Origin of the sequence: Microbacterium sp. 4NA327F11, assembly GCF_005503465.1 — a bacterium.
Lineage (GTDB): Bacteria > Actinomycetota > Actinomycetes > Actinomycetales > Microbacteriaceae > Microbacterium > Microbacterium ginsengisoli.
Window position 1 is genome coordinate 49,248 of sequence record NZ_SCOB01000006.1, and the last position, 19,031, is coordinate 68,278.

The following is a 19,031-nucleotide window of genomic DNA, read 5'->3' on the forward strand; positions in this document are numbered from 1 at the left end:
TGCGCGGCGCCCCGTGGGTCGCGCAGCGTGCCTTTTCGTGGGCGGTTGGGCCGGGGGCGGCGCGGCGGCGGTGGGGCGGCGGCGCGGTGGCGACGCCGCGGGCTCAGGCCGGGGAGAACTCGGTCTCGGGGATGACGTCGACCGCGACCTTGAGGGTCGACTTCTTCGCCTCGGTGTAGATGATGCCCTTCACCGGGGTGACGTCGCCGTAGTCGCGACCCCACGCGACGGTGACATAGCGCTCGCCCGCCCACTGGTCGTTCGTCGGGTCGATCGCGAGCCACGCGTCGGAGCCGGGCACCCAGACTGCGAGCCACGCGTGCGAGGCATCCGCACCCAGCACCCTGGTCTTGCCGGGCGGAGGCGTCGTCGACAGGTAGCCGCTGACGTAGCGCCCGGCGAGGCCGTGGCTGCGCACGCACGAGAGGGCGAGGTGCGCGAAGTCCTGGCAGACGCCCGCCCGCTTGGCGAAGACGTCGGCAACGGTGCTCGTGACCGTCGTCGCCTTGCTGTCGTAGTCGAAGTCGGCCTTGATGCGGTGCATCAGGTCGGTGACCGCCTCGCCGATCGGCCGGCCCGCGCTGAAGCTGACCGCCGCGTAGTCGCGCACCTCGGGCAGCATCGCGACCTTCGGCGACGGAATCGCGAACTCGGTCGCCGCCCACACGTCGGCGCCGATCGCGCCGTGCAGGGGGCGCGCCGACTCCCACGGGCGCGCGAGGGCGTCGACGTCGTAGGCCGTGTCGACGACCTCGACCTCGGTGCGCGCCTCGACCACCAGCCGCTCGTGCGGGTCGGTCACGTGGAAATAGGTCAGGTGGTTGCCGTAGACGTCCGCATCCAGGCGCCGATCACCCGGCACGGGGTCGATCGTCAGCTCGTGCTCGCCCACCCGCTGCCACGGCAGCGCCCGCGGGGCGAGGTGCGCGAGTCCGAGGCTGTTCTCGACCTCCGAGCTGTACGTGTACTCGGTGCGGTGCCTCACGCGGTACTTCACGACGCCACCGCCAGCAGCTCGGTGAGCGACAGCGCGGTGATCGGCTGCGCGGTCGGGCCGCTTGCGAAGTGCAGGTCGGCGACCGCCTCGGCCAGCAGCCGCAGTTGGGCGATCGTGTCGTCCAGCAGGCGCTCGAGCCCGTCACGGTGACCGTCCGAGGTCGATGCGAGGGCTGCGGCATCCGTCTCTGCCAGTGTCTGCTCGAGCTGCTCCAGCAGACGCTCGGGGCGCGTGGAACCCGTCGATCGGGGGAGCGCCGTGAGGCGCGCGCGCAGCTCGCCCAGCGCGAAGGCCACCGAGCGCGGGTTGCGGGCGTCGAGCAGCAGCAGCTCGAGCACGCCGTACACGCGCACGTTGCCGCGGTAACGGCGACGCTGGGTCACGGCGCTCTCGGCCGAGGCGAGCACCATCTCCAGCACCGACAGCTCGACGAACCGCTCGCGCTTCTCGACGACCGTGGACCGCAGCAGCAGGCACACCTGCAGCGACCGCTCGATCCAGCGGCCCGCCTCGATCGCCAACCAGCCGTCGTCGCGGATCATGTTCGCCGTCACCGCCTGCAGCGACAGGATGCCGGTGAGCATGCGGCCCGCGCCGTCGGCGATCTGACGCTGGCCGGAGGCGCGCAGCTCGCCGAGCGCACGGTCGCTCGCCGCGACGCTGCGCCACACGTCGTTCGAGAGCTGGTCGCGCACCGCCTCGAGCGCGAAGCGCAGCTGCGCGAGCGACTGCGCCGCGGTGCCGGGTCGGGATGCCTCGACGATCGCCGACCGCAGCTCCTGGTGCACCGTGCCCGGCCGTCGCCCGATGAGGCGTTCGATCGCGGCCATCGCGACCAGCACGGCGTCGTCGGCGGCCGCGTCGCCCGCCGGCAGCCGGTCGGCGTGCGTGTGCACCGCCACGACGAGGCGCAGCAGGTCCTCCGCCCGCTCGGCGTAGCGGCCGATCCACCACATGTCCTCGATCGCGCGGGGTCCGAGCGCGGGGATGACCCCGGAGACCGACACCGGCTCGAGCTCGAGCAGACCCTGGTCGGGATCGCCCGGCGTGCTCTTCATGACCCAGACGTCCTTCGAGACCCGGCCCGGACGCTGCGCGTGCGCGACGTTGGCCAGCCCCCCGACGAGGGGGCGATAGGTCGAGCCATGCCGCAGCGTGAAGGTGCGCAGCGTCACGGGGGCGGCCAGCGCCTGCCCATCAGCACCGCACACCGGCGCCTGCGACAGGGTGAGCACCTCGTGCCCGGCCCAGCGCCACGGGTTCTCGCGGATCAGCGCACGCACCGCGTCGGGCGAGGCATCCGCGTCGGGCATGCCGGCGCCGTCGATCGTGCGCACCGCGAACGACTCGTCGTCGAGGCGGGCGAGCAGCACCTCGAGGCCAGTCGCGTCGCCGCCCCACCAGGTCGCCGGTGTCGACAGCCGCAGCTGCTCGCCGAGCAGACGCTCACAGAGCTCCGGCAGCACGGGCGACAGCGCCGGGTTCTCGAGCACGCTCGCGCCCAGTCCGTTCACGACCCGCACGCGACCGCGGCGGATGACCTCGACGAGACCGGCGACCCCCAGCCGCGAGTCGGAGCGCTGCGTGAGCGGGTCGCACCACGCGGCATCCACCCGTCGCAGGATGACGTCGACGCGCTCGGTCGGGCGCACCTCGGGCCAGCCCGACGGCTTGACCCAGAGCCAGCCCTCCCAGACGACCAGATCGCTGCCCTGCACGAGCGGGAAGCCGAGGGCTCCGGCGAGGTAGGCCTGGTCGTACGCGGTCTCCGACAGGGCGCCCGGGGTGAGGATCACCACCCGCGGGTCGGCGACCCCCTCGGCCGCGCTCAGCAGGCTCTGCCGCAGCGCCGCGAAGTAGGGGTCCATGCGGTGCAGCCGGTGCTCCTGGTAGAGCTCGGGCAGCACCTGCGAGATGACGCGCCGGTTCTCCCGCGCATAGCCGAGGCCCGACGGCGCCTGGGTGCGGTCGGTGAGCACGCACCACTCGCCGGACGCGTCGCGACCGAGATCGGAGGCGAGCAGGAACAGGGATGTCTCGCCGGTGCCCGCGCGCACGGCGGAGCGCACGTAGCCCGTGTGCCCGAACACCGCCGCCGCCGGGATCGATCCGTCGGCCAGCAGCGTCTGCGGGCCGTAGAGGTCGGCGAGGATCGCATCGAACAGCTCGGCGCGCTGCGCCAGGCCCGCCTCGATGCGCGTCCACTCGTCGGGGGCGAGCACGAGCGGGACCGGGTCGAGCTGCCACGGCTGCGCGTCACCGCCCGCGGGGGCGTACGTCACTCCGTCGTCGACGAGGAACTGCCGCACCTCCGCCTCGGCCCGCTGAAGCTCCGCGGGCGTGAGCGCGACGACGCTCTCGGCCATCGCCTTCCACGCCTCGCGCAGCGTGCCGTCGGGGGCGATCACCTCGTCGTACCGCACGCGCGCGAAACCGCTCCCGCCCAGCGGCAGGGCCGGCTGGGCGAGGGTGGCGGCGTAGTCGCGGATGACCGTCACGGGCGGGGCGCCCTCCTCAGGTCGAGGGTGTGCGGGTAGTCGGCGGTCGCGGCGGCGCGCCCGCGCTCGCGCACGGCGGCGACGTCGACGGCGCCCGCCGTGAGGCCGCGCGGCTCGAAGCGGCTCGCGCGCCGCGCCTCGGCCTCGTTCGCGTTGATCGGGGGCTGGTGGTAGGCCCGGCCGCCCGGGTGCACGACGTGATACGTCGCGCCGCCGAGGCTGACCGCGGCATCCGTGTCGATCACCTCGACCGTCAGCGGCGCCTGCACCTCGATCGTCGGGTGCAGCGCCGACCACGGCTGCCAGGCGCGATAGCGCACACCCGCGTAGTGCGTGTCGGGCGCGCGGCCGGCGGTGAGGGGCACCGACACACCATTGCACGCGACGAGGTGTCGGCGCACATCGAGGCCCGTCACCCGCACCTGGATGCGCTCGAGCGACGAGTCCACGTAGCGGGCGGTTCCGCCGGAGCTGGCCTCCTCGCCCAGCACGTGCCACGGCTCGATCGCCTGGCGCAGCTCGAGTTCGATGCCGCCGGGAAGGGTCACCTGGCCGATGCGGGGGAAGCGGAACTCGGTGAACGCGTCGAGCCAGCCGTGCTCGAACGCGATGCCCGCCGCGCGCAGGTCGTCGATGACGGCCGCGATGTCGGCGGCCGCGCCCTCGGGCAGCAGGGCGTCCTCGTGGAGCCGGGTGCCCCAGCGCACGAGGGGGCCGGCGTCGGGCCGATCCCAGAGCATGGCGACGAGGGAGCGCACCAGCAGCGCCTGCACGAGGGCGAGCTGAGGATGCGGCGGCATCTCGAATCCGCGCAACTCGAGCAGCCCCAGCCGGCCGCGTGACGAGTCGGGGCTGTAGAGCTTGTCGATGCAGAACTCTGCCCGGTGCGTGTTGCCGGTGAGGTCGGTGAGCAGGTGGCGGAATGCGCGGTCGACGACCCACGGGCTCGGATCCTCGCCGGCGGTCGCGGCGGCCCGTGACATCCGCTCGATCTCGCGCAGCGCGATCTCCATCTCGTAGACCGCCTCAGGACGCCCCTCGTCGAAGCGCGGCGCCTGGCTCGTCGGGCCGATGAACCGGCCCGAGAACAGGTACGACAGGCTCGGGTGGCGCTGCCAGTAGGCGATGAGGTTGGCGAGCAGCTGCGGGCGCCGCAGCAGCGGCGAGTCGACCGGCTGCGCGCCGCCGAGCGTGAGGTGGTTGCCGCCGCCGGTGCCGGTGTGGAGGCCGTCGAGATCGAACTTCTCGGTGGTGAGGCGGGCCTGCCGGGCGTGCTCGTACAGGGTGGTGGTCAGCTCCCGCTGCTCCGCCCACGACGAGGTCGGCTGCACGTTCACCTCGATCACACCCGGGTCGGGGGTGACGACGAGCTGGCGCAGCCGGGCGTCCGGCGGCGGGCCGTAGCCCTCGATCACCACGCGCACCTCGGTCTGGGCGGCGGCGAGCTCGATCACCCGCAGCACGGCGGCGTAGGCCTCGAGCGTGTCGGTCGGGGGCAGGAACACGTGCACCTGCCCGTCGCGCGCCTCGATCGAGAGCGCCGTGGTCGGCGCGCCGTCGACCGGCACGACCGTCACCTCGGGGATCTCCACCCGCACCCGCGGGCCGGCCTCGAGATACGACGGCTCGCCGGTGCCCTCCGGGTCGACCCACGACAGCTGGTCGAGCGGCAGCCGGAGCCCTGCCGGGCTCGACCCCGCCGCCAGCACGAGCCGACCGCGGCGGAACCGCCAGCGCGGACTCGTCCACTCCTCGCCCGTCACGAGCGGCACCACCCATCCGACCGGCACGTCGGTGGCGGCGTCCAACGCGGCGACGTCGGCGACACCGCCCGGTTCCTCAGCGGGTGCACCCACGGGCTGCCGCACCTCGGCGGCGAGCGGCACGAGCGGATCCTCGTAGGCGGCCAGCAGCTGTGTGCGCGGCAGCCCCAGCACCTCGATCACGCGCTGCGCGAGCGCGTCGGCATGAGCGGATGCCGCGGCATCCGGTTCGTCCCCCCAGGGGTCGGCGAACAGGGCGGGGTCGCGCCACAGGGGTTCGCCGTCGGCGCGCCACTGCAGGGCGATGTTCCAGCGCGGCAGCGGCTCGCCGGGGTACCACTTGCCCTGGCCGCGATGCACGACGCCTCCGGTGGCGTACTCGCGTCGGAGGCGCTCGGCCAGATCGTTCGCGAGGGCGCGCTTGTGCGGCCCGTCGGCGGCGGTGTTCCACTCGGCCGAGGTCGCGTCGTCGAGGGCGACGAAGGTGGGCTCCCCGCCCATCGTGAGCCGCACGTCGGCGTCCGCCAGACGCCGGTCGACGGCCTCGCCGAGCGCGTCGATGCGCTCCCACGCGGCATCCGGGTAGGGCTTCGTGGTGCGGGGGTCCTCGTGCACCCGGCGCACCTCGTTCGCGAAGTCGAACGTCACCTCGACCGGCTCGGTGGCGCCCGCGATCGGGGCGGCCGACGAGGGGTGCGGCGTCGCGGAGAGCGGGATGTGCCCCTCGCCGGCGAACAGGGCGCTCGTCGGATCCAGGCCGATCCAGCCGGCGCCGGGCACGAACACCTCGGCCCACGCGTGCAGGTCGGTGAAGTCGGCGGCGGCGCCACTCGGCCCGTCGAGCGACTCGCGGTCGGGCGCGAGCTGCACCAGGTAGCCCGACACGAACCGGGCGGCGAGCCCGTAGCCGCGCAGCAGGCTCACGAGCAGCCACGCGCTGTCGCGGCACGAGCCGATGCCGCGGGCGAGGGTCTCGTCGGGGGTCTGCACGCCCGCCTCCATGCGCACCGAGTAGGCGACATCGCCGTAGACGGCCCGGTTCAGGTCGGCGAGGAACGTCACCGTCGGCACGCCGTCGGCGGGGAGCGGGGGCAGCTTCTCCCGCCACGCGAGCGCCGCGGCGCTGTCGTCGACCGGCCGCAGGTAGGGCGCGAGGTCGGCGGCGAGGGCGTCGTCGTAGGCGAACGGGAACCGCTCGGCGTACTCCTCGATGAAGAAGTCGAGCGGGTTGATGACCATGAGGTCGGCGACGAGGCCCACTGTCACCTCGAGGTGGTCGATCTTCTCGGGGAACACGATGCGCGCCAGCCAGTTGCCGAAAGGATCCTGCTGCCAGTTCAGGAAGTGACCCGCCGGCGACACCGTCAGCGAGTACGCCTCGATGGGCGTGCGCGCGTGCGGCGCCGGCCGCAGCCGGATCGTGTGGGGCCACGCCTTGACGGGGTGGGCGAACCGGTAGCTCGTGCGGTGCTCGAGCGCGACCTTGATCGACATGAGCACAGCATGGCCCACGGCTGTTGCGCCGTCGTTACGTCACACCGAGTGAGACGGATGCCGCGGCATCCGCTCTCAGGCCGCGACCGGGTCGCTCGGGGCCGCGTTCGCGGACACGAAGTCGCGGAAGTCGGCGGCCGAGAGGTTCGCGTACGCGAGCGACCACTCGAGGATCGCGTCGGTCACCTGGCGGCCGTTGCCCGCGTAGCCGACGATCTCCGCCGCCACCGGGTCCTGCGCGTGGGCACGGGCGAGCACCCCGCCGCACGCCTGGGCGTACTCCACGAACGACACGTCCTCGAGGGTGTCGGTGTCGATGCTGCCCTTCAGGTCGTGGAACTGGCGCACGTAGTAGTCGCCGGCCGGCGCCTGCACGTACCCGAGGAACGGGTCGCTGAAGGCCTGCTGTATGCGCTGCAGCGACACCACACGGGCACCCTGGCCTCCGTCGGCGATGCTCGCGCGCAGGGTGAACGGCTGCTCGATGCGGCCGTACTGCTCGAGCACGCTGGGACCTGCCTGCTTCATCTGCAGGAGCATGACGCGGCCGTCGCCGTCCTCGAGCGCGGCGAGGTAGCAGCGCGTGCCGACGGAGCCGACGCCGACCACGCGGCGGGCGACGTCGGCCACGGCGTAGTGCTGCAGCAGCAGCGCGATGTCGACGCTCGCCGAGCGCTGGTAGGCGCCGTACAGGCTCCGTGCGCGCTCCTCGATCTCGTCGTCGACGTGGGTCATGGTGGGCGGGGCCTCGACGAACACCGCGCGGCCCGCGGCATCCGTCGTCGTCCAGCGGCGCGCGGCACGATCGCCGGTGCGCCGCAGCGCGTCGGACATCGCCGCCGCCAGCGCCTTCCGCGACGTCTTGGCGAGAGCGCCCATGCCCTTCTTCGGGTCGAGGTGCAGCGAATACCGCTCACGGGCGCTGAGTGCGGTGAGTCGGCGCAGCGTCGCGAGGTAGGCGCCGACGGCGGCGCGCGCGGCCCGCTCGGTCACGGCGGCGTCGCGCGAGGTGTGGCGACCGCCGACGACGATGCTCGTCACCAGGCGCTTCACATCCCACTCCCACGGCGCCCACGCGGCCTCGTCGAAGTCGTTCAGGTCGAACACGAGCGTGCGCTGCGGCGAGGCGTAGAAGCCGAAGTTCGCCACATGCGCGTCGCCGCAGGAGGCGACCACGATGCCCGAGTGGGGGTCGTCGGCGAGGTCTGCCGCCATGAGTGCGGCCGTGCCCCGGTAGAAGGCGAACGGGTCGGTCGACATGCGCTCGGCCCGTAGCCCGATGAGATCGGGGATGCGGGTCTCGTTCTGCGCCGCGAGGATGCCCAGCGGATCACGGGTCGCGACCGTGAGTGTCGCGAGGTCGCGACGGGCGGTGGCGCGCCGCTCCTCGACGCCCCGGGCGTGGAGGTCGGCGGTGGACGGCAGGGGTGCATCGAGCGGCATGCGCACATCTTGGCACCACAGGGCCTCCTTTAGTCTGGATCGACGAGAGGGGCTTGGGGCGCATGCGATTCTTCTTCGACGCGCGGTACATCCGCCCGCACGGACACGACGGCATCAGCCGCTACTCCGCGGGGCTGGCGACCGCGATCGCCGAGCTCGCCGACGTGACGTTCCTCGTGCACGACCCGGAGCAGCTCGCTGTGCTCCCCGACGGCGTCGAGCACCTCTTCCTGCACGCGCCGACCTCGGCGAAGGAGCCGTTCACCGCCCGCATCCTCAACGCGTACGAGCCCGATGTGGTGTTCTCGCCGATGCAGACGATGGGCACGATCGGCCGGCGGTTCCGGCTCATCCTGACCCTCCACGACACGATCTACTATCGGCACCGCACGCCGCCCGCCGAGTTCTCTCCGCTCGTGCGGCTCGGGTGGCGGCTGTTCCACCTCTCCTACGTGCCGCAGCGGGTGACGCTCAACGCCGCCGACGTCGTCGCGACGGTGAGCGAGACCAGCCGCGACGAGTTCGCGCGGGTGCGGCTCACGAAGCGTCCGGTCGTGGTCATCCCGAACGCCCCCGACGACCTGGGCGCGTTCCTCGACGCCGAGGCGGATGCCGCGGCCACTCCGTCGCACCTCGTCTACATGGGCTCGTTCATGGGCTACAAGAACGTCGAGACCCTCATCGCCGCGATGGCCCACCTGCCCGACAAGACGCTGCAGCTGCTGAGCCGCATCGGCCCGGCGCGCCGCGCCGAGCTCGAGGCGCTCGTGCCGCCCGGCGCCCGGGTCGAGTTCGCCGGCGGCGTGAGCGACGCGGAGTACGCCCGCGCGCTCGCCGACGGCTCCGTGCTCGTCTCCGCCAGCCTCGACGAGGGCTTCGGGCTGCCGCTCGCCGAAGCACTCGGGATCGGCGTGCCGGTCGCGGCATCCGATCTGCCGATCTTCCGCGAGGTCGCCGGCCCCGGTGCGGAGTACTTCGACCCCCACGATCCCGGATCGGTCGCCCGTGCCGTGCGGCGGCTCGATGACCCCGCGCACCGTGCCGAGGTCATCGCCGCGGGCCGCGCGCACGTCGCGCGCTACTCGTGGCGGCGCTCGGCTGAGACACTCCTGGACGTCGCGTCTTCCCTCGTCGATCACCCGGGATCCCGCCGGGCCGCCAGGTAGGCTCGACTTCCGTGTCCGACAGACCCCTGACGATCCTCATCGGCTGCGACACCTTCTCACCCGATGTGAACGGTGCGGCCCGGTTCGCCGAGCGCCTCGCCGCGGGCCTTGTCGCGCGTGGACACGACGTGCACGTGATGGCCCCCAGCATCACCCACCGCGATCACGGCCCGCGGGTCGAGGTCATCGAGGGGGAGAACGTCACCGTGCACCGACTGCCGTCCTGGCGCTGGTACCCGCACGACTGGCTGCGCTTCGTATGGCCGTGGCTGGCGAAGCACTACGCCCGTCAGGTGCTCGACGCGGTGAAGCCTGACGTGGTGCACATCCAGTCGCACATCGTGATCGGGCGGGGGCTTGCGCGCATCGCGTCGCAGCGCGGCATCCCCGTGATCGCGACGAACCACGTGATGGCCGAGAACATCCTCGACTTCACGACCCTGCCGCCGCTGCTCGACAAGCTGTTCGTGAAGCTGGCCTGGGACGACGCCCGCCGCACCTTCGACCTGGCACGCGCGGTGACGACCCCCACGAAGCGCGCGGCGGACTTCCTGGTGGCGGCGATCGACCTGCAGGGGGTCATCCCGATCAGCTGCGGCATCGACGCCGGTAACTACACCGCCGACCTCGAGCCGCGGGCCGAGAACCGGGTGCTGTTCGTGGGTCGCCTGACCCGTGAGAAGCAGATCGACCTGCTGTTCAAGGCGGTCGCGTTGCTCGACCCGGCCCTCGACGTGCACGTCGACATCGTCGGCGGCGGCGACCAGCGCAAGCAGCTCGAGCTCGTCGCGCACGAGCAGGGCCTCGACGGGCGGGTGCACTTCTACGGCCGCGTCGACGACGACGAGCTGCGGCGCATCTACACGCGCGCCAGCCTGTTCGCCATGCCCTCGATCGCCGAGCTGCAGTCGATCGCGACGATGGAGGCCATGGCCTCGGGCCTGCCCGTCGTGGCCGCCGACGCGATGGCGCTGCCGCATCTCGTGCACGACGGCGAGAACGGCTATCTGTTCGATCCGACGAGCGCGGAGGACTTCGCCGCGAAGCTCACGACGGTGCTCACGGCGGATGCCGCCGAGCGCCGCCGGCTGCAGCAGGCCTCGCTCGACGGGGTGAAGGTGCACGACATCCAGCGCACCCTCTCGACGTTCGAGAAGCTCTACCGCGGCGAGCCCGTCGAAGCCTGAGCCCTCCGCACGGTGCCGCGCGGTCGCCGCGCACGCGGGGCGACCGCAGCACCGTCGTCGCGATCGGGGAGGCGCGACCAGTCGGTGCGCACCGGGCGGCTGTCTCCGCGGATCACCTCGACGACCGTCCAGAGGGCGGCCGCGAGGCCGAGGAGCGCGAGCAGCACGAGGAGGATCATGGCTCTCACGCTACGGTCGTCGTGATCACGCCAAAAGTGGCAGAATTGACAGAGAGCGTATGCTTTCTGCCACAGCCGCGCGGGTCGCGGCGCCCGAGAGGATGCCCCATGAGAACCGTCGCCGTGATCGTGCAGCCCGGCTTCGCGCCGTTCGAGTTCGGCCTCGCCTGCGAGGCGTTCGGCCTCGACCGCAGTGACGACGGCATCGAGCCGTTCGAGTTCCGCATCTGCGCCCCCGACCCCGGGGCGATCCCGTCGAATCTCGGCTTCAGCATCAACGTCGTCGACGACCTCACCTTCGCCGAGACCGCCGACCTCGTCGTCGTCACCCCCGTGCCGCGCGCATCCTGGTCCCGCATCGACCCGCGGGTCGCCGCCGTGGTGCAGGCGGCCGCCGCCCGTCGTGCGTGGCTCCTGAGCGTCTGCTCGGGCGCGTTCGTGCTCGCCGCCGCGGGCGTGCTCGACGGTCGGCGGGCCACCACCCACTGGAAGTACGCGACCGAGATGACCCGGCTCTACCCGGCCGTCGACCTCGACCCCGACGTGCTCTACGTGCAGGACGACACCATCATCACGAGCGCGGGCACCGCGGCCGGCCTCGACGCCTGCCTGCACCTGCTGCGTATCGAGCTCGGCGCCGAGGTCACCAACACCATCGCCCGCCGGATGGTCGTGCCCCCGCAGCGCGACGGCGGCCAGGCGCAGTTCATCTCGCAGCCACTGCCCGCCGTGGCCTCGCTCTCTCTGGCGCCGGTCACCGACTGGATGCTCGCGAACCTGCACCTCGACCTGACCGTCGATCAGCTCGCCGCGCGTGCCCACATGTCGACCCGCACATTCGCGCGGCGCTTCAAGCAGGACCTCGGCGCGACGCCGGCGGCCTGGCTCGCCCGGCAGCGGGTGCTGCACGCGCAGCGGCTGCTCGAGCGCACCGACCACGGCATCGACCGCATCGCCGACGAGAGCGGCTTCGGCTCGGCGGCCGTGCTGCGCCAGAACTTCGTGCGCACGCTCGGACTCAGCCCGAGCGCCTACCGATCGCGCTTCTCGTGCCCCGACGAGAGGGCGGATGCCGCGGCATCCGCCGCCTGATCAGGATGCCCCGAGCACCTCGTCGATCGTCTGCCACGCCGTGGCGAGCGCCCCGTCGGGAGCCGTGAGCGAGGCGCGCAGGAAGCCGTCCTCGGAGGAGTAGACGGTGCCGGCGGAGACGAGCACGCCGCGGGCGGCGAGCTCGTCGGCGAGGGCCGCACCCGAGCGGCCGGTGTCGCGGACGTCGAGCCAGAGGTAGAAGCCGCCGAGGCCCGACGGAGTGACCGACGCGAGGCGGCCGGGCAGTGCCGCTGCGGCATTCTCGTACCGAGCCCGATATATCGCAGAGAGCTCTGTGCCGCGGTCGGGGAGTCGCTCGAGAGCCGTGGCGCCGACGATCTGCGCGGTGATCGGCGCGCACCCGACCGTCGTGCCGTGCACCGCCGCGACGGCGAGCCGCGCCTCCGCGGGCGCGACCAACGAGCCGAGCCGCAGTCCCGTCATCGAGAACCGCTTCGAGAAGGTGCGCGCGGCGAACGTGACATCGCGGCCGCCGACCTCGAGCGGCGACGCGGCGCGACCACCGTCGAACACGATCGACTCGTAGGCCTCGTCGGAGAGGATGCGCGCGTCGTACCGCTCGACGAGCGCGACCAGCGCCGCCATCGCGGCGGCCGACGCGACCGCGCCCGTCGGGTTCGAGGGCGAGTTGGCGACGACGAGACGGAAGCCGGCGCGCAGCGCCTGCTCGATCTCGTCGAGGGCGAAGAAGTCGTCACCGGACGGTCCCTGGCGGTAGCGGGCGACGGGGAGCCCGAGCTGCTCGGCGAGCACCAGGTCGTTCGGCCACGCCGGGTCGGGGATGACCACACCTGCCGTGCCCCCGACGATCAGGGCGACCGCCACCGCACCCGTGCCGCCCACCGTGACCACCACGTCCTCGACCGGGACGCGGCCGGAGGAGCTGGTCGTGTCGGCCGCGATGAGGGCCCGAAGCTCAGGGAGTCCGAGCTTCGGGGTGTAGCCGGTGCGGCCGTCGTGGAAGGCGCGGGCCGCGGCATCCGCCAGTTCCTGCGGGAGCGGCTGGTCCGGCTCGCCGATCGCCAGATCGATCGCCCCGGCCACCGTCGACGTCGTCATCATGCGGGCGACGGCATCGGAACCGCTCGTGGGCGTGGGTGAGGTCATGGGGTGCCTTCGATCATCGTGAGGGCCGCGGCGACAGTCGGGAACGTGTCGGCGAGGCTCGAATATCGACATCGTAGGAGCCGCTCCATGTCGTCTCCGTGTCGGTATCGCGCTCGGAAACCGGAAAGCGCCCGCCACGGACATCTGGACGAAACATTCACGGGTTCTCCTGTCATCACGCCCTTCGTCGACCCGGACCGGGCGGGCACCGCTTCCCACATCCACCGCCTCATGACTCGAGGAGCACCCGTGAGATCCACCATCCGCCGCGGCATCCCGGCACTCGCCGTCGCCGCCCTGTCGGCCCTCGCGCTGTCGGCCTGCGCCGCCGGCTCGCCCCAGGCCACGTCCTCCACCACCTCCGGCGACGTCATCATCGCCGCCGCCGACCCGTCGCTGCTGCCCTACAACTTCACCGGCAGCGACGGTTCGACGTGGGAGGGCATCAACGTCGACCTGGCCGCCGCCCTCTCGACCAAGCTCGGCCGCACGATCCAGTTCCAGAGCGCCGGATTCGACACGATCATCCCCGGCCTCACCTCGGGACGCTTCGACATGGCTCTCACCGGCATGTTCGACACCAAGGAACGCCAGAAGAGCGTCGACTTCGTCGACTACCTCAAGGCGGAGAACAACTTCCTCACCCGGTCGGACTACCGCGACATCACCGACATGAACGACCTCTGCGGCGTGACCGTCGGCATCCCGTCGGGCGCCATCGAAGGCTCGCTCCTCGCGACCGCCTCCGAGAAGTGCACCTCCGAGGGCAAGGCGGCGATCACCGTCAACGAGTACTCGGACCTCAACGCCGTCGTGCTCGCCCTCACCTCCAAGCGCATCGACGTCACCCCGAACGACTCCGCCGCCAACGCCTACATCATGAAGAGCGCCAGCGGACTCAAGGTCTCGGGCGGCTACCAGAACGAGGGCTACTTCGCCGCGGCGTTCCCGAAGGGCAGCGCGCTGACCGCCGAGGTCGAGACGGCGTTCACCGAGATCATGGCTGACGGCACGTACGCCTCGATCCTCGACAAGTGGGGCGTTCCGTCCCGTGGCCTGACCGCCCCGATCGTCAACGGGTCGCCCTTCTAATGAGCGACACCCCCCGCACGGCGGCCGATGCCGACGTCATCGTCCCCCGCCCTCGGCGGTGGCGATGGCTCGGCATCGCCGTCGTGGCGGTCGTCGCCCTCTCGGTTGCGTGGTCGTTCCTCACGAACCCGCACTACGAGTGGAACGTCGTCCTGCAGTACCTGTTCGACCCCCGCATCCTCTCGGGCCTCGGCACCACGCTGCTGCTGACCCTCGTCGGCATGGTCATCGCGCTGGTCATCGGCCTCGCACTCGCCGTCATGCGGCTCTCCTCCAGCGGTCTGCTGGGCGGGGCCGCGGGCGTCTACATCTGGTTCTTCCGAGGCACGCCCGTTCTCGTGCAGATCATCCTCTGGTACAACCTGGCGATCATCATCCCCGACGTCGTGATCGGAGTGCCGTTCGGCCCGACCCTCTGGTCGATCGACACCAACACCCTCATCACGCCGTGGACCGCCGCGATCCTCGGCCTCTCCCTGAACGAGGCCGCCTACCTCGCGGAGATCATCCGGTCGGGCATCGTCTCGGTCGACAAGGGCCAGTCGGAGGCCGCGGACGCGCTCGCGATCGGTCGCGCCACCGCGTTCCGCCGCATCATCCTGCCGCAGGCCATGCGCGTGATCGTGCCGCCCGCCGCGAATGAGGCGATCGGACTGCTGAAGTACTCGTCGGTCGTGAGCGTCATCGCGCTGCCCGAGCTGCTCTACAGCGGTCAGCTGATCTACGCCCGCACCTATCAGACGATCCCCGTGCTGATAGTCGTCTGCATCTGGTACCTCGTCGTCGTGACGATCCTGACCGGGCTCGAGCATCTGCTCGAGCGACGCCTCGGCGTCGGGTTCCGCTCCGTCGGCGCCCACGGCACATCCTCGAGGAGGTGGTCGCGATGGCTGATCGCGAAGCGCTAGTCCGCCTGCGCAACATCCACAAGTCGTTCGGCCACGTCGAGGTGCTCTCGGGCATCGACCTCGACGTCGCCGCGGGCGAGGTCGTCTGCCTGATCGGGGCGTCGGGGTCGGGCAAGTCGACCCTGCTACGGTGCGTCAACCACCTCGAACGCCCCGATCGCGGTCGCGTGTACGTCGGCGACCACCTCATCGGCTACGAGGAGCGCGCCGACGGCCGCTTGCACGAGCTGTCGCCGCGGCGCATCAATGCCCAGCGCACCGACATCGGCATGGTGTTCCAGCACTTCAACCTGTTCCCGCACCTGACCGTTCTCGAGAACGTCATCGAGGCGCCGATGCGCGTGCGCCGGCTCGACCGTGCCACGGCCACGGCGACCGCGCGCGATCTGCTCGACCGGGTCGGGATGGCGCACAAAGAGGATGCGTACCCGCGCACGCTCTCCGGCGGGCAGCAGCAGCGCGTCGCCATCGCCCGCGGCCTCGCCATGCGCCCGAAGCTCATGCTCTTCGACGAGCCCACCTCGGCGCTCGACCCCGAGCTCGTCGGCGAGGTGCTCGACGTCATGCGCGACCTCGCCCGCAGCGGCATGACGATGATCGTCGTCACCCACGAGATGGCCTTCGCCCGCGAAGTGGCCGGGCGCATCGCGTTCATGTCGGGCGGCGAGATCGTCGAGATCGGCACGCCGGCCGAGGTGCTCGGCAACCCGCAGCACGAGCGCACGCGTGCCTTCCTGTCGAAGGTGCTCTGACCATGGCTCCCTCGCCGACCCTCTCCTCCCTCGTCACCGGCGGCCTGACCGCCCGTGACGCCGAGCTGCTCGGACCCGTCGTGCTCTGCGCCGAACCGGGGAGTCCCGCGGCGGCGTTGCGGGTGAAGATCGGTCGCGCCGCGTGGCCGACGGTCGCGGTCGGTGCGCCGGTGCCGGCCGCGCATGCCGCGACCGAGCGGGATGCGCGGCTCATCCTCGTCAGCGGATCGAGCATCGACTGGATCGCCGCGGCCGTGAACGTGCTCCGCACCGCGGGGCAGACCCCCATCGCCGTCGTCGACGTCGACGTGCGCGACGACGTCGAGCTCGTGCTGCTCGACGCCGGCGCGAACATCGTGGTCGGGAGGACCGTCTCGCCGCGGGAGTTCAGCGCGCGCCTCCTCGCCCTCGTGCGCGCCCGTTCGGGCGAGGAGAGCCTGCGCGTGCGGTGGCTCCAGGCCGAGGGTCTCGCTCTCGACGTCGCTACCCGCAGCTGCACCCTCGACGGCGACGACCTCGCTCTCAGCCGGCACGAGTTCGAACTGCTCACCGCGCTCATGTCGAACAGCGGCCGCGTCGTCTCCCACGAGGAGCTCGTGCAGCAGCTGTGGGAGTGGGGCGACGACGACGCCCAGAACGCACTGCGTCTCGCGATCACCCGCCTGCGCAAGAAGCTCGGCGACCCGTCCGGCGACCCCCGATGGATCGCATCGGTGCGAGGCGTCGGCTACCGCTTCCTCCCCGCGACCGCCGAGATCGGCGACAACCGCAACGAGGATCGCATGCGTGCCGCCCTGGCCCGCCTGACCTCCCAGACCGACGCGCTCGGCGCCCTCGCCGACGCGCTCGCTGCGGCCGGCAGTGTCGATGCGGTCGCCGACACGACGGTCACCTGGGCCGTGTCGCGCGGATTCGCCGATGCCTCGACCGTCTTCCGCCTCGACGGCGGCACGAGCGACGACCCCCGGGCGACCCTCATCGCGAGCGCCGGGATGTCGGCCCGTTGGCGGCAGACGATCGCCACGGGGCATCCGGTCAACAACGCGTTCATCGGATCGCACGTGTACCGCAGCGGGCAGACCGTGCAGCTCAGCGACATGTCGAACCTGTCGGGGCGCTTCCCGGTGACCGCCCGCATGTCGACGGCCGAGGACCTGCACGCGTGCGTTCTCTTCCCCCTGCACACCGGCGGCCGCATCTGGGGCGATCTCGCGTTCCTCAGCCGCTCGCCGAAGGCCTTCAGTCCTGCGGTGGCGGGCTTCTTCCGCACGGTGGCGACGATCGTGTCGCTCGCGCTCGGGGCGGTCTCGCCCACGGCCGCCGTCGGACTCGACCCCCGGGAGGCGTCGCGTGCGTGAGGTGACCGACGCCGAGGTGCGTGCCGCGGTCGACGACCGCGCGCTCGTGGACGCCTGCACGGCAGCCCTCGCCGCCCTCGGGCGCGGTGAGGCGTCGCAGGCCGCGAAGCAGATGCTCCCCGCTGCGGGCGGCGGCTTCTTCCTGTCGATCTCGGCGGTGGTCCCGGCGCTCGGCTGGGCGATCTCGAAGTGGGCGTCGTACGTTCCCGCCGAGGGCGGCGCCGGACGCTCGACGTCGACGATCCTCGCGGGTCCCGCCGACGGCTCGGCGCCGACCGCGGTGCTGCGCGGCATGCTGCCGACGCGGCTGCGCACCGCGGCGGCGGCCGTCGCCGCGATCGAGGCGCTGGGTCGCGCGGATGCCGCCTCCCCCGTCGCGCTCGTCGGGTTCGGTCCGACCAACCGGGCCGTCGCCGACATGCTCTCCTCCCTCCACGGCGTGCGGTCGTGGCGGGTGCTCGTGCGCTCGGACGCCGCAGGCGACCGTGCGCGTGCGGCGCTCCCGGGTGAGGTCGTCGTCGGAGGCAGGGACGCACTCGCCGACGCCGTGCTCGCGGTGAGCGCGACGGGCGCCGCCGGCGCCGTGGCATCCGTCGCAGATCTCGCGCCGGGCGCGGCCGTCGTCTGCCTCGACGGCGCCCGCGTGTGGGAGACCGCTCACGCGACTCTGATCGACGACCGCAGCACCGCGCACGAGGTGGGCGGGCTCGCGCGCCTCGTCGCGGGACTCGATCCGGCGCCGGACGGGGCGGTGCTGATCGATCAGGCCGGTTCGGCGGTCACCGACGTGGCGCTGGCGAGCGTGGCCCTCGGCGAGCCGCAGAGCGTGAGGGACCGATGGTGAGCCGCACCGGGTGGACCGCGACGGCGCTCACCGTCGTCGGCGCGTTCTCGGCGCTGCCGAGCGCGTTCTACACGCACATCGTCTCGGCGACCGGCACGCCCTGGGCGACCGCGCTGCTCTTCTCCGGCCACGGACTCGCGTCGATCGGCGGCATGACCGTCGCCGCGCGCGCCGCCCGACGGCGGAGCCTGGTGGCGATCGTGGTCGTGGGTGTCGTGCTGGATGCCGCGGGCGCCGCGCTGCTGGTGATCGCGCCGCTCGACCAGCTCGGGGTGCTTCTCGCGGCGCGCGTCGTCTGCGGGGCCGCGCTCGGGGTCGTGGTGGCGGCGGCATCCCTGGTCGTCGTGTCCTCCCGCGCCGGATCGGCCGGGGTGACGGCCGCGGTGTTCGGCGGCGTCGGGCTCGGGTCGCTCTCGGCCGGGCTGCTGGCCGCTGCGGGGCTCTCCGCCTCGCAGGTCTTCCTCGTCGGGGCGCTCGCGCTCGCCGCCGTCGTCGCGGCCGCCGCGCTGCTCACGCCCGGCGACGCCGGCTCGGCCGTACCCGCCGCGTCGGCGTCGACGATCGCTGTGCCGGTCTCCGTGACGCCGTCCGCCGGCCGCGTGGTGACGCTGGCCGCGGCCGTCTTCGCCGCCAACGGCATCCTGGCCCTGTTCACGTCCACGCTCCCCGGCGAGATCGCGAGGCTCGCGGGCGGCGCGAGCCTCGTCGCCGGCCTCTCGGCGGGCACCGTGATGCTCTCGGCCGGTGCCGCCCGCCTGCTCGTCGGCGCCGGCCGCACCCGCCGGCTTCCCACCGCCCTCGCGGTGCTGCTCGCGATCGGTGCCGGTGGCATCGTCGCCGCCGTCGCGGGGCCCGCGCCGATCGCGATCGCCGCTGCCCTCGTCGCGGGGATCGCCCTCGGCGCCGCCGCCGGACTCGTGTACGACCTCGCCGTGCGGCGCAGCGCCGCCGTGGGCGCCCTCGTCACCGTGCAGCGCGCCGGACAGCTCGGCCTGGTCGTGCCGCCGGTGCTCATGACCGCGGCGGTGACCCTGTGACATCCGTGATCGAGATCGCGACGATCCTCATTCCCGCGCGACCCCCGACAGCGTCGATGCGCCCCCGACACATCGACCCCTCTCCGACCGAAA

General features: G+C 72.5%; 15 protein-coding genes. 9 read left to right on the plus strand and 6 right to left on the minus strand.

Going from position 1 to position 19,031, the window contains the following annotated elements:
- Positions 1-103: 103 nt before the first annotated feature.
- From FFS51_RS05585 to FFS51_RS05600, 4 genes are all read right to left on the minus strand, one after another.
- Positions 104-985 carry a transglutaminase family protein gene (locus tag FFS51_RS05585; protein WP_249352663.1) on the minus strand — a complete coding sequence of 294 codons (882 nt, stop codon included), beginning with the start codon at positions 983-985 and terminating at the stop codon, positions 104-106.
- A gap of 8 nt (positions 986-993) precedes the next feature.
- Positions 994-3,495, minus strand: coding sequence for a circularly permuted type 2 ATP-grasp protein (locus FFS51_RS05590; RefSeq protein ID WP_137877754.1), 2,502 nt, complete (start codon positions 3,493-3,495; stop codon positions 994-996).
- Positions 3,492-6,752, minus strand: a complete 3,261-nt coding sequence (locus FFS51_RS05595; RefSeq protein ID WP_137877755.1) for a transglutaminase family protein — start codon at positions 6,750-6,752, stop codon at positions 3,492-3,494. Before FFS51_RS05595 ends, FFS51_RS05590 begins: the two co-directional genes overlap by 4 nt.
- A gap of 75 nt (positions 6,753-6,827) precedes the next feature.
- The gene (locus tag FFS51_RS05600; protein WP_045246705.1) at positions 6,828-8,195 is read right to left on the minus strand and encodes a DUF2252 domain-containing protein; all 1,368 of its coding nucleotides are present in this window, start codon (positions 8,193-8,195) and stop codon (positions 6,828-6,830) included.
- A gap of 62 nt (positions 8,196-8,257) precedes the next feature.
- On the opposite strand from FFS51_RS05600, the gene FFS51_RS05605 reads away from it, so the two are divergent.
- Both FFS51_RS05605 and FFS51_RS05610 read left to right on the plus strand, forming a co-directional pair.
- Positions 8,258-9,361, plus strand: a complete 1,104-nt coding sequence (locus FFS51_RS05605; RefSeq protein WP_137877774.1) for a glycosyltransferase family 4 protein — start codon at positions 8,258-8,260, stop codon at positions 9,359-9,361.
- 11 nt (positions 9,362-9,372) lie between these two features.
- Complete coding sequence (locus tag FFS51_RS05610; protein ID WP_249352664.1) at positions 9,373-10,548, plus strand: glycosyltransferase; 1,176 nt, start codon at positions 9,373-9,375, stop codon at positions 10,546-10,548.
- Here FFS51_RS05610 and FFS51_RS05615 read toward each other — a convergent pair.
- Positions 10,521-10,727 carry a hypothetical protein gene (locus tag FFS51_RS05615; protein ID WP_137877756.1) on the minus strand — a complete coding sequence of 69 codons (207 nt, stop codon included), beginning with the start codon at positions 10,725-10,727 and terminating at the stop codon, positions 10,521-10,523. The two genes, FFS51_RS05610 and FFS51_RS05615, sit on opposite strands and share 28 nt — an antisense overlap.
- 108 nt (positions 10,728-10,835) lie before the next feature.
- On the opposite strand from FFS51_RS05615, the gene FFS51_RS05620 reads away from it, so the two are divergent.
- Positions 10,836-11,819, plus strand: coding sequence for a GlxA family transcriptional regulator (locus FFS51_RS05620; RefSeq protein ID WP_045246701.1), 984 nt, complete (start codon positions 10,836-10,838; stop codon positions 11,817-11,819).
- On the opposite strand, the gene FFS51_RS05625 is transcribed toward FFS51_RS05620, so the two are convergent.
- Positions 11,820-12,947, minus strand: a complete 1,128-nt coding sequence (locus tag FFS51_RS05625) for a pyridoxal phosphate-dependent aminotransferase (RefSeq protein ID WP_171006113.1) — start codon at positions 12,945-12,947, stop codon at positions 11,820-11,822.
- Between the two features lie 249 nt (positions 12,948-13,196).
- Here FFS51_RS05625 and FFS51_RS05630 point away from each other — a divergent pair, with 249 nt between their 5' ends.
- Genes FFS51_RS05630 through FFS51_RS05655 form a run of 6 tightly spaced genes read left to right on the plus strand, consistent with a single transcriptional unit; the run spans position 13,197 to position 18,938 of the window.
- Positions 13,197-14,039: an ABC transporter substrate-binding protein gene (locus FFS51_RS05630; RefSeq protein WP_048809307.1), complete on the plus strand. Its 843-nt coding sequence runs from the start codon at positions 13,197-13,199 to the stop codon at positions 14,037-14,039.
- On the plus strand, positions 14,039-14,947 hold the full coding sequence (locus FFS51_RS05635) for an amino acid ABC transporter permease (protein WP_137877759.1): 909 nt from the start codon (positions 14,039-14,041) through the stop codon (positions 14,945-14,947). Before FFS51_RS05630 ends, FFS51_RS05635 begins: the two co-directional genes overlap by 1 nt.
- A complete protein-coding gene (locus tag FFS51_RS05640; RefSeq protein WP_045246699.1) occupies positions 14,926-15,699 on the plus strand; it encodes an amino acid ABC transporter ATP-binding protein in 774 nt (257 codons plus the stop codon). The genes FFS51_RS05635 and FFS51_RS05640 overlap by 22 nt, the downstream gene beginning before the upstream one ends.
- Positions 15,700-15,701: 2 nt before the next feature.
- Entirely contained in the window at positions 15,702-17,057 is a 1,356-nt protein-coding gene (locus FFS51_RS05645; protein ID WP_137877760.1) for a winged helix-turn-helix domain-containing protein, read from the plus strand.
- 1 nt (position 17,058) lies between these two features.
- Positions 17,059-17,901, plus strand: coding sequence for a hypothetical protein (locus FFS51_RS05650; RefSeq protein WP_212742784.1), 843 nt, complete (start codon positions 17,059-17,061; stop codon positions 17,899-17,901).
- Entirely contained in the window at positions 17,895-18,938 is a 1,044-nt protein-coding gene (locus FFS51_RS05655) for a hypothetical protein (protein ID WP_137877762.1), read from the plus strand. Before FFS51_RS05650 ends, FFS51_RS05655 begins: the two co-directional genes overlap by 7 nt.
- Positions 18,939-19,031 lie beyond the last annotated feature (93 nt).

What these genes read in the sequence shown, in the direction of transcription:
- FFS51_RS05605 (WP_137877774.1), top strand. Translation starts at nt 8,258, where the DNA reads ATGCGATTCTTCTTCGACGCGCGGTACATCCGCCCGCACGGACACGAC.
- FFS51_RS05640 (WP_045246699.1), top strand. Translation starts at nt 14,926, where the DNA reads ATGGCTGATCGCGAAGCGCTAGTCCGCCTGCGCAACATCCACAAGTCG.
- FFS51_RS05600 (WP_045246705.1), bottom strand. Translation starts at nt 8,195, where the DNA reads ATGCCGCTCGATGCACCCCTGCCGTCCACCGCCGACCTCCACGCCCGG.
- FFS51_RS05625 (WP_171006113.1), bottom strand. Translation starts at nt 12,947, where the DNA reads ATGACCTCACCCACGCCCACGAGCGGTTCCGATGCCGTCGCCCGCATG.
- FFS51_RS05645 (WP_137877760.1), top strand. Translation starts at nt 15,702, where the DNA reads ATGGCTCCCTCGCCGACCCTCTCCTCCCTCGTCACCGGCGGCCTGACC.
- FFS51_RS05595 (WP_137877755.1), bottom strand. Translation starts at nt 6,752, where the DNA reads ATGTCGATCAAGGTCGCGCTCGAGCACCGCACGAGCTACCGGTTCGCC.
- FFS51_RS05615 (WP_137877756.1), bottom strand. Translation starts at nt 10,727, where the DNA reads ATGATCCTCCTCGTGCTGCTCGCGCTCCTCGGCCTCGCGGCCGCCCTC.
- FFS51_RS05655 (WP_137877762.1), top strand. Translation starts at nt 17,895, where the DNA reads ATGGTGAGCCGCACCGGGTGGACCGCGACGGCGCTCACCGTCGTCGGC.
- FFS51_RS05620 (WP_045246701.1), top strand. Translation starts at nt 10,836, where the DNA reads ATGAGAACCGTCGCCGTGATCGTGCAGCCCGGCTTCGCGCCGTTCGAG.
- FFS51_RS05635 (WP_137877759.1), top strand. Translation starts at nt 14,039, where the DNA reads ATGAGCGACACCCCCCGCACGGCGGCCGATGCCGACGTCATCGTCCCC.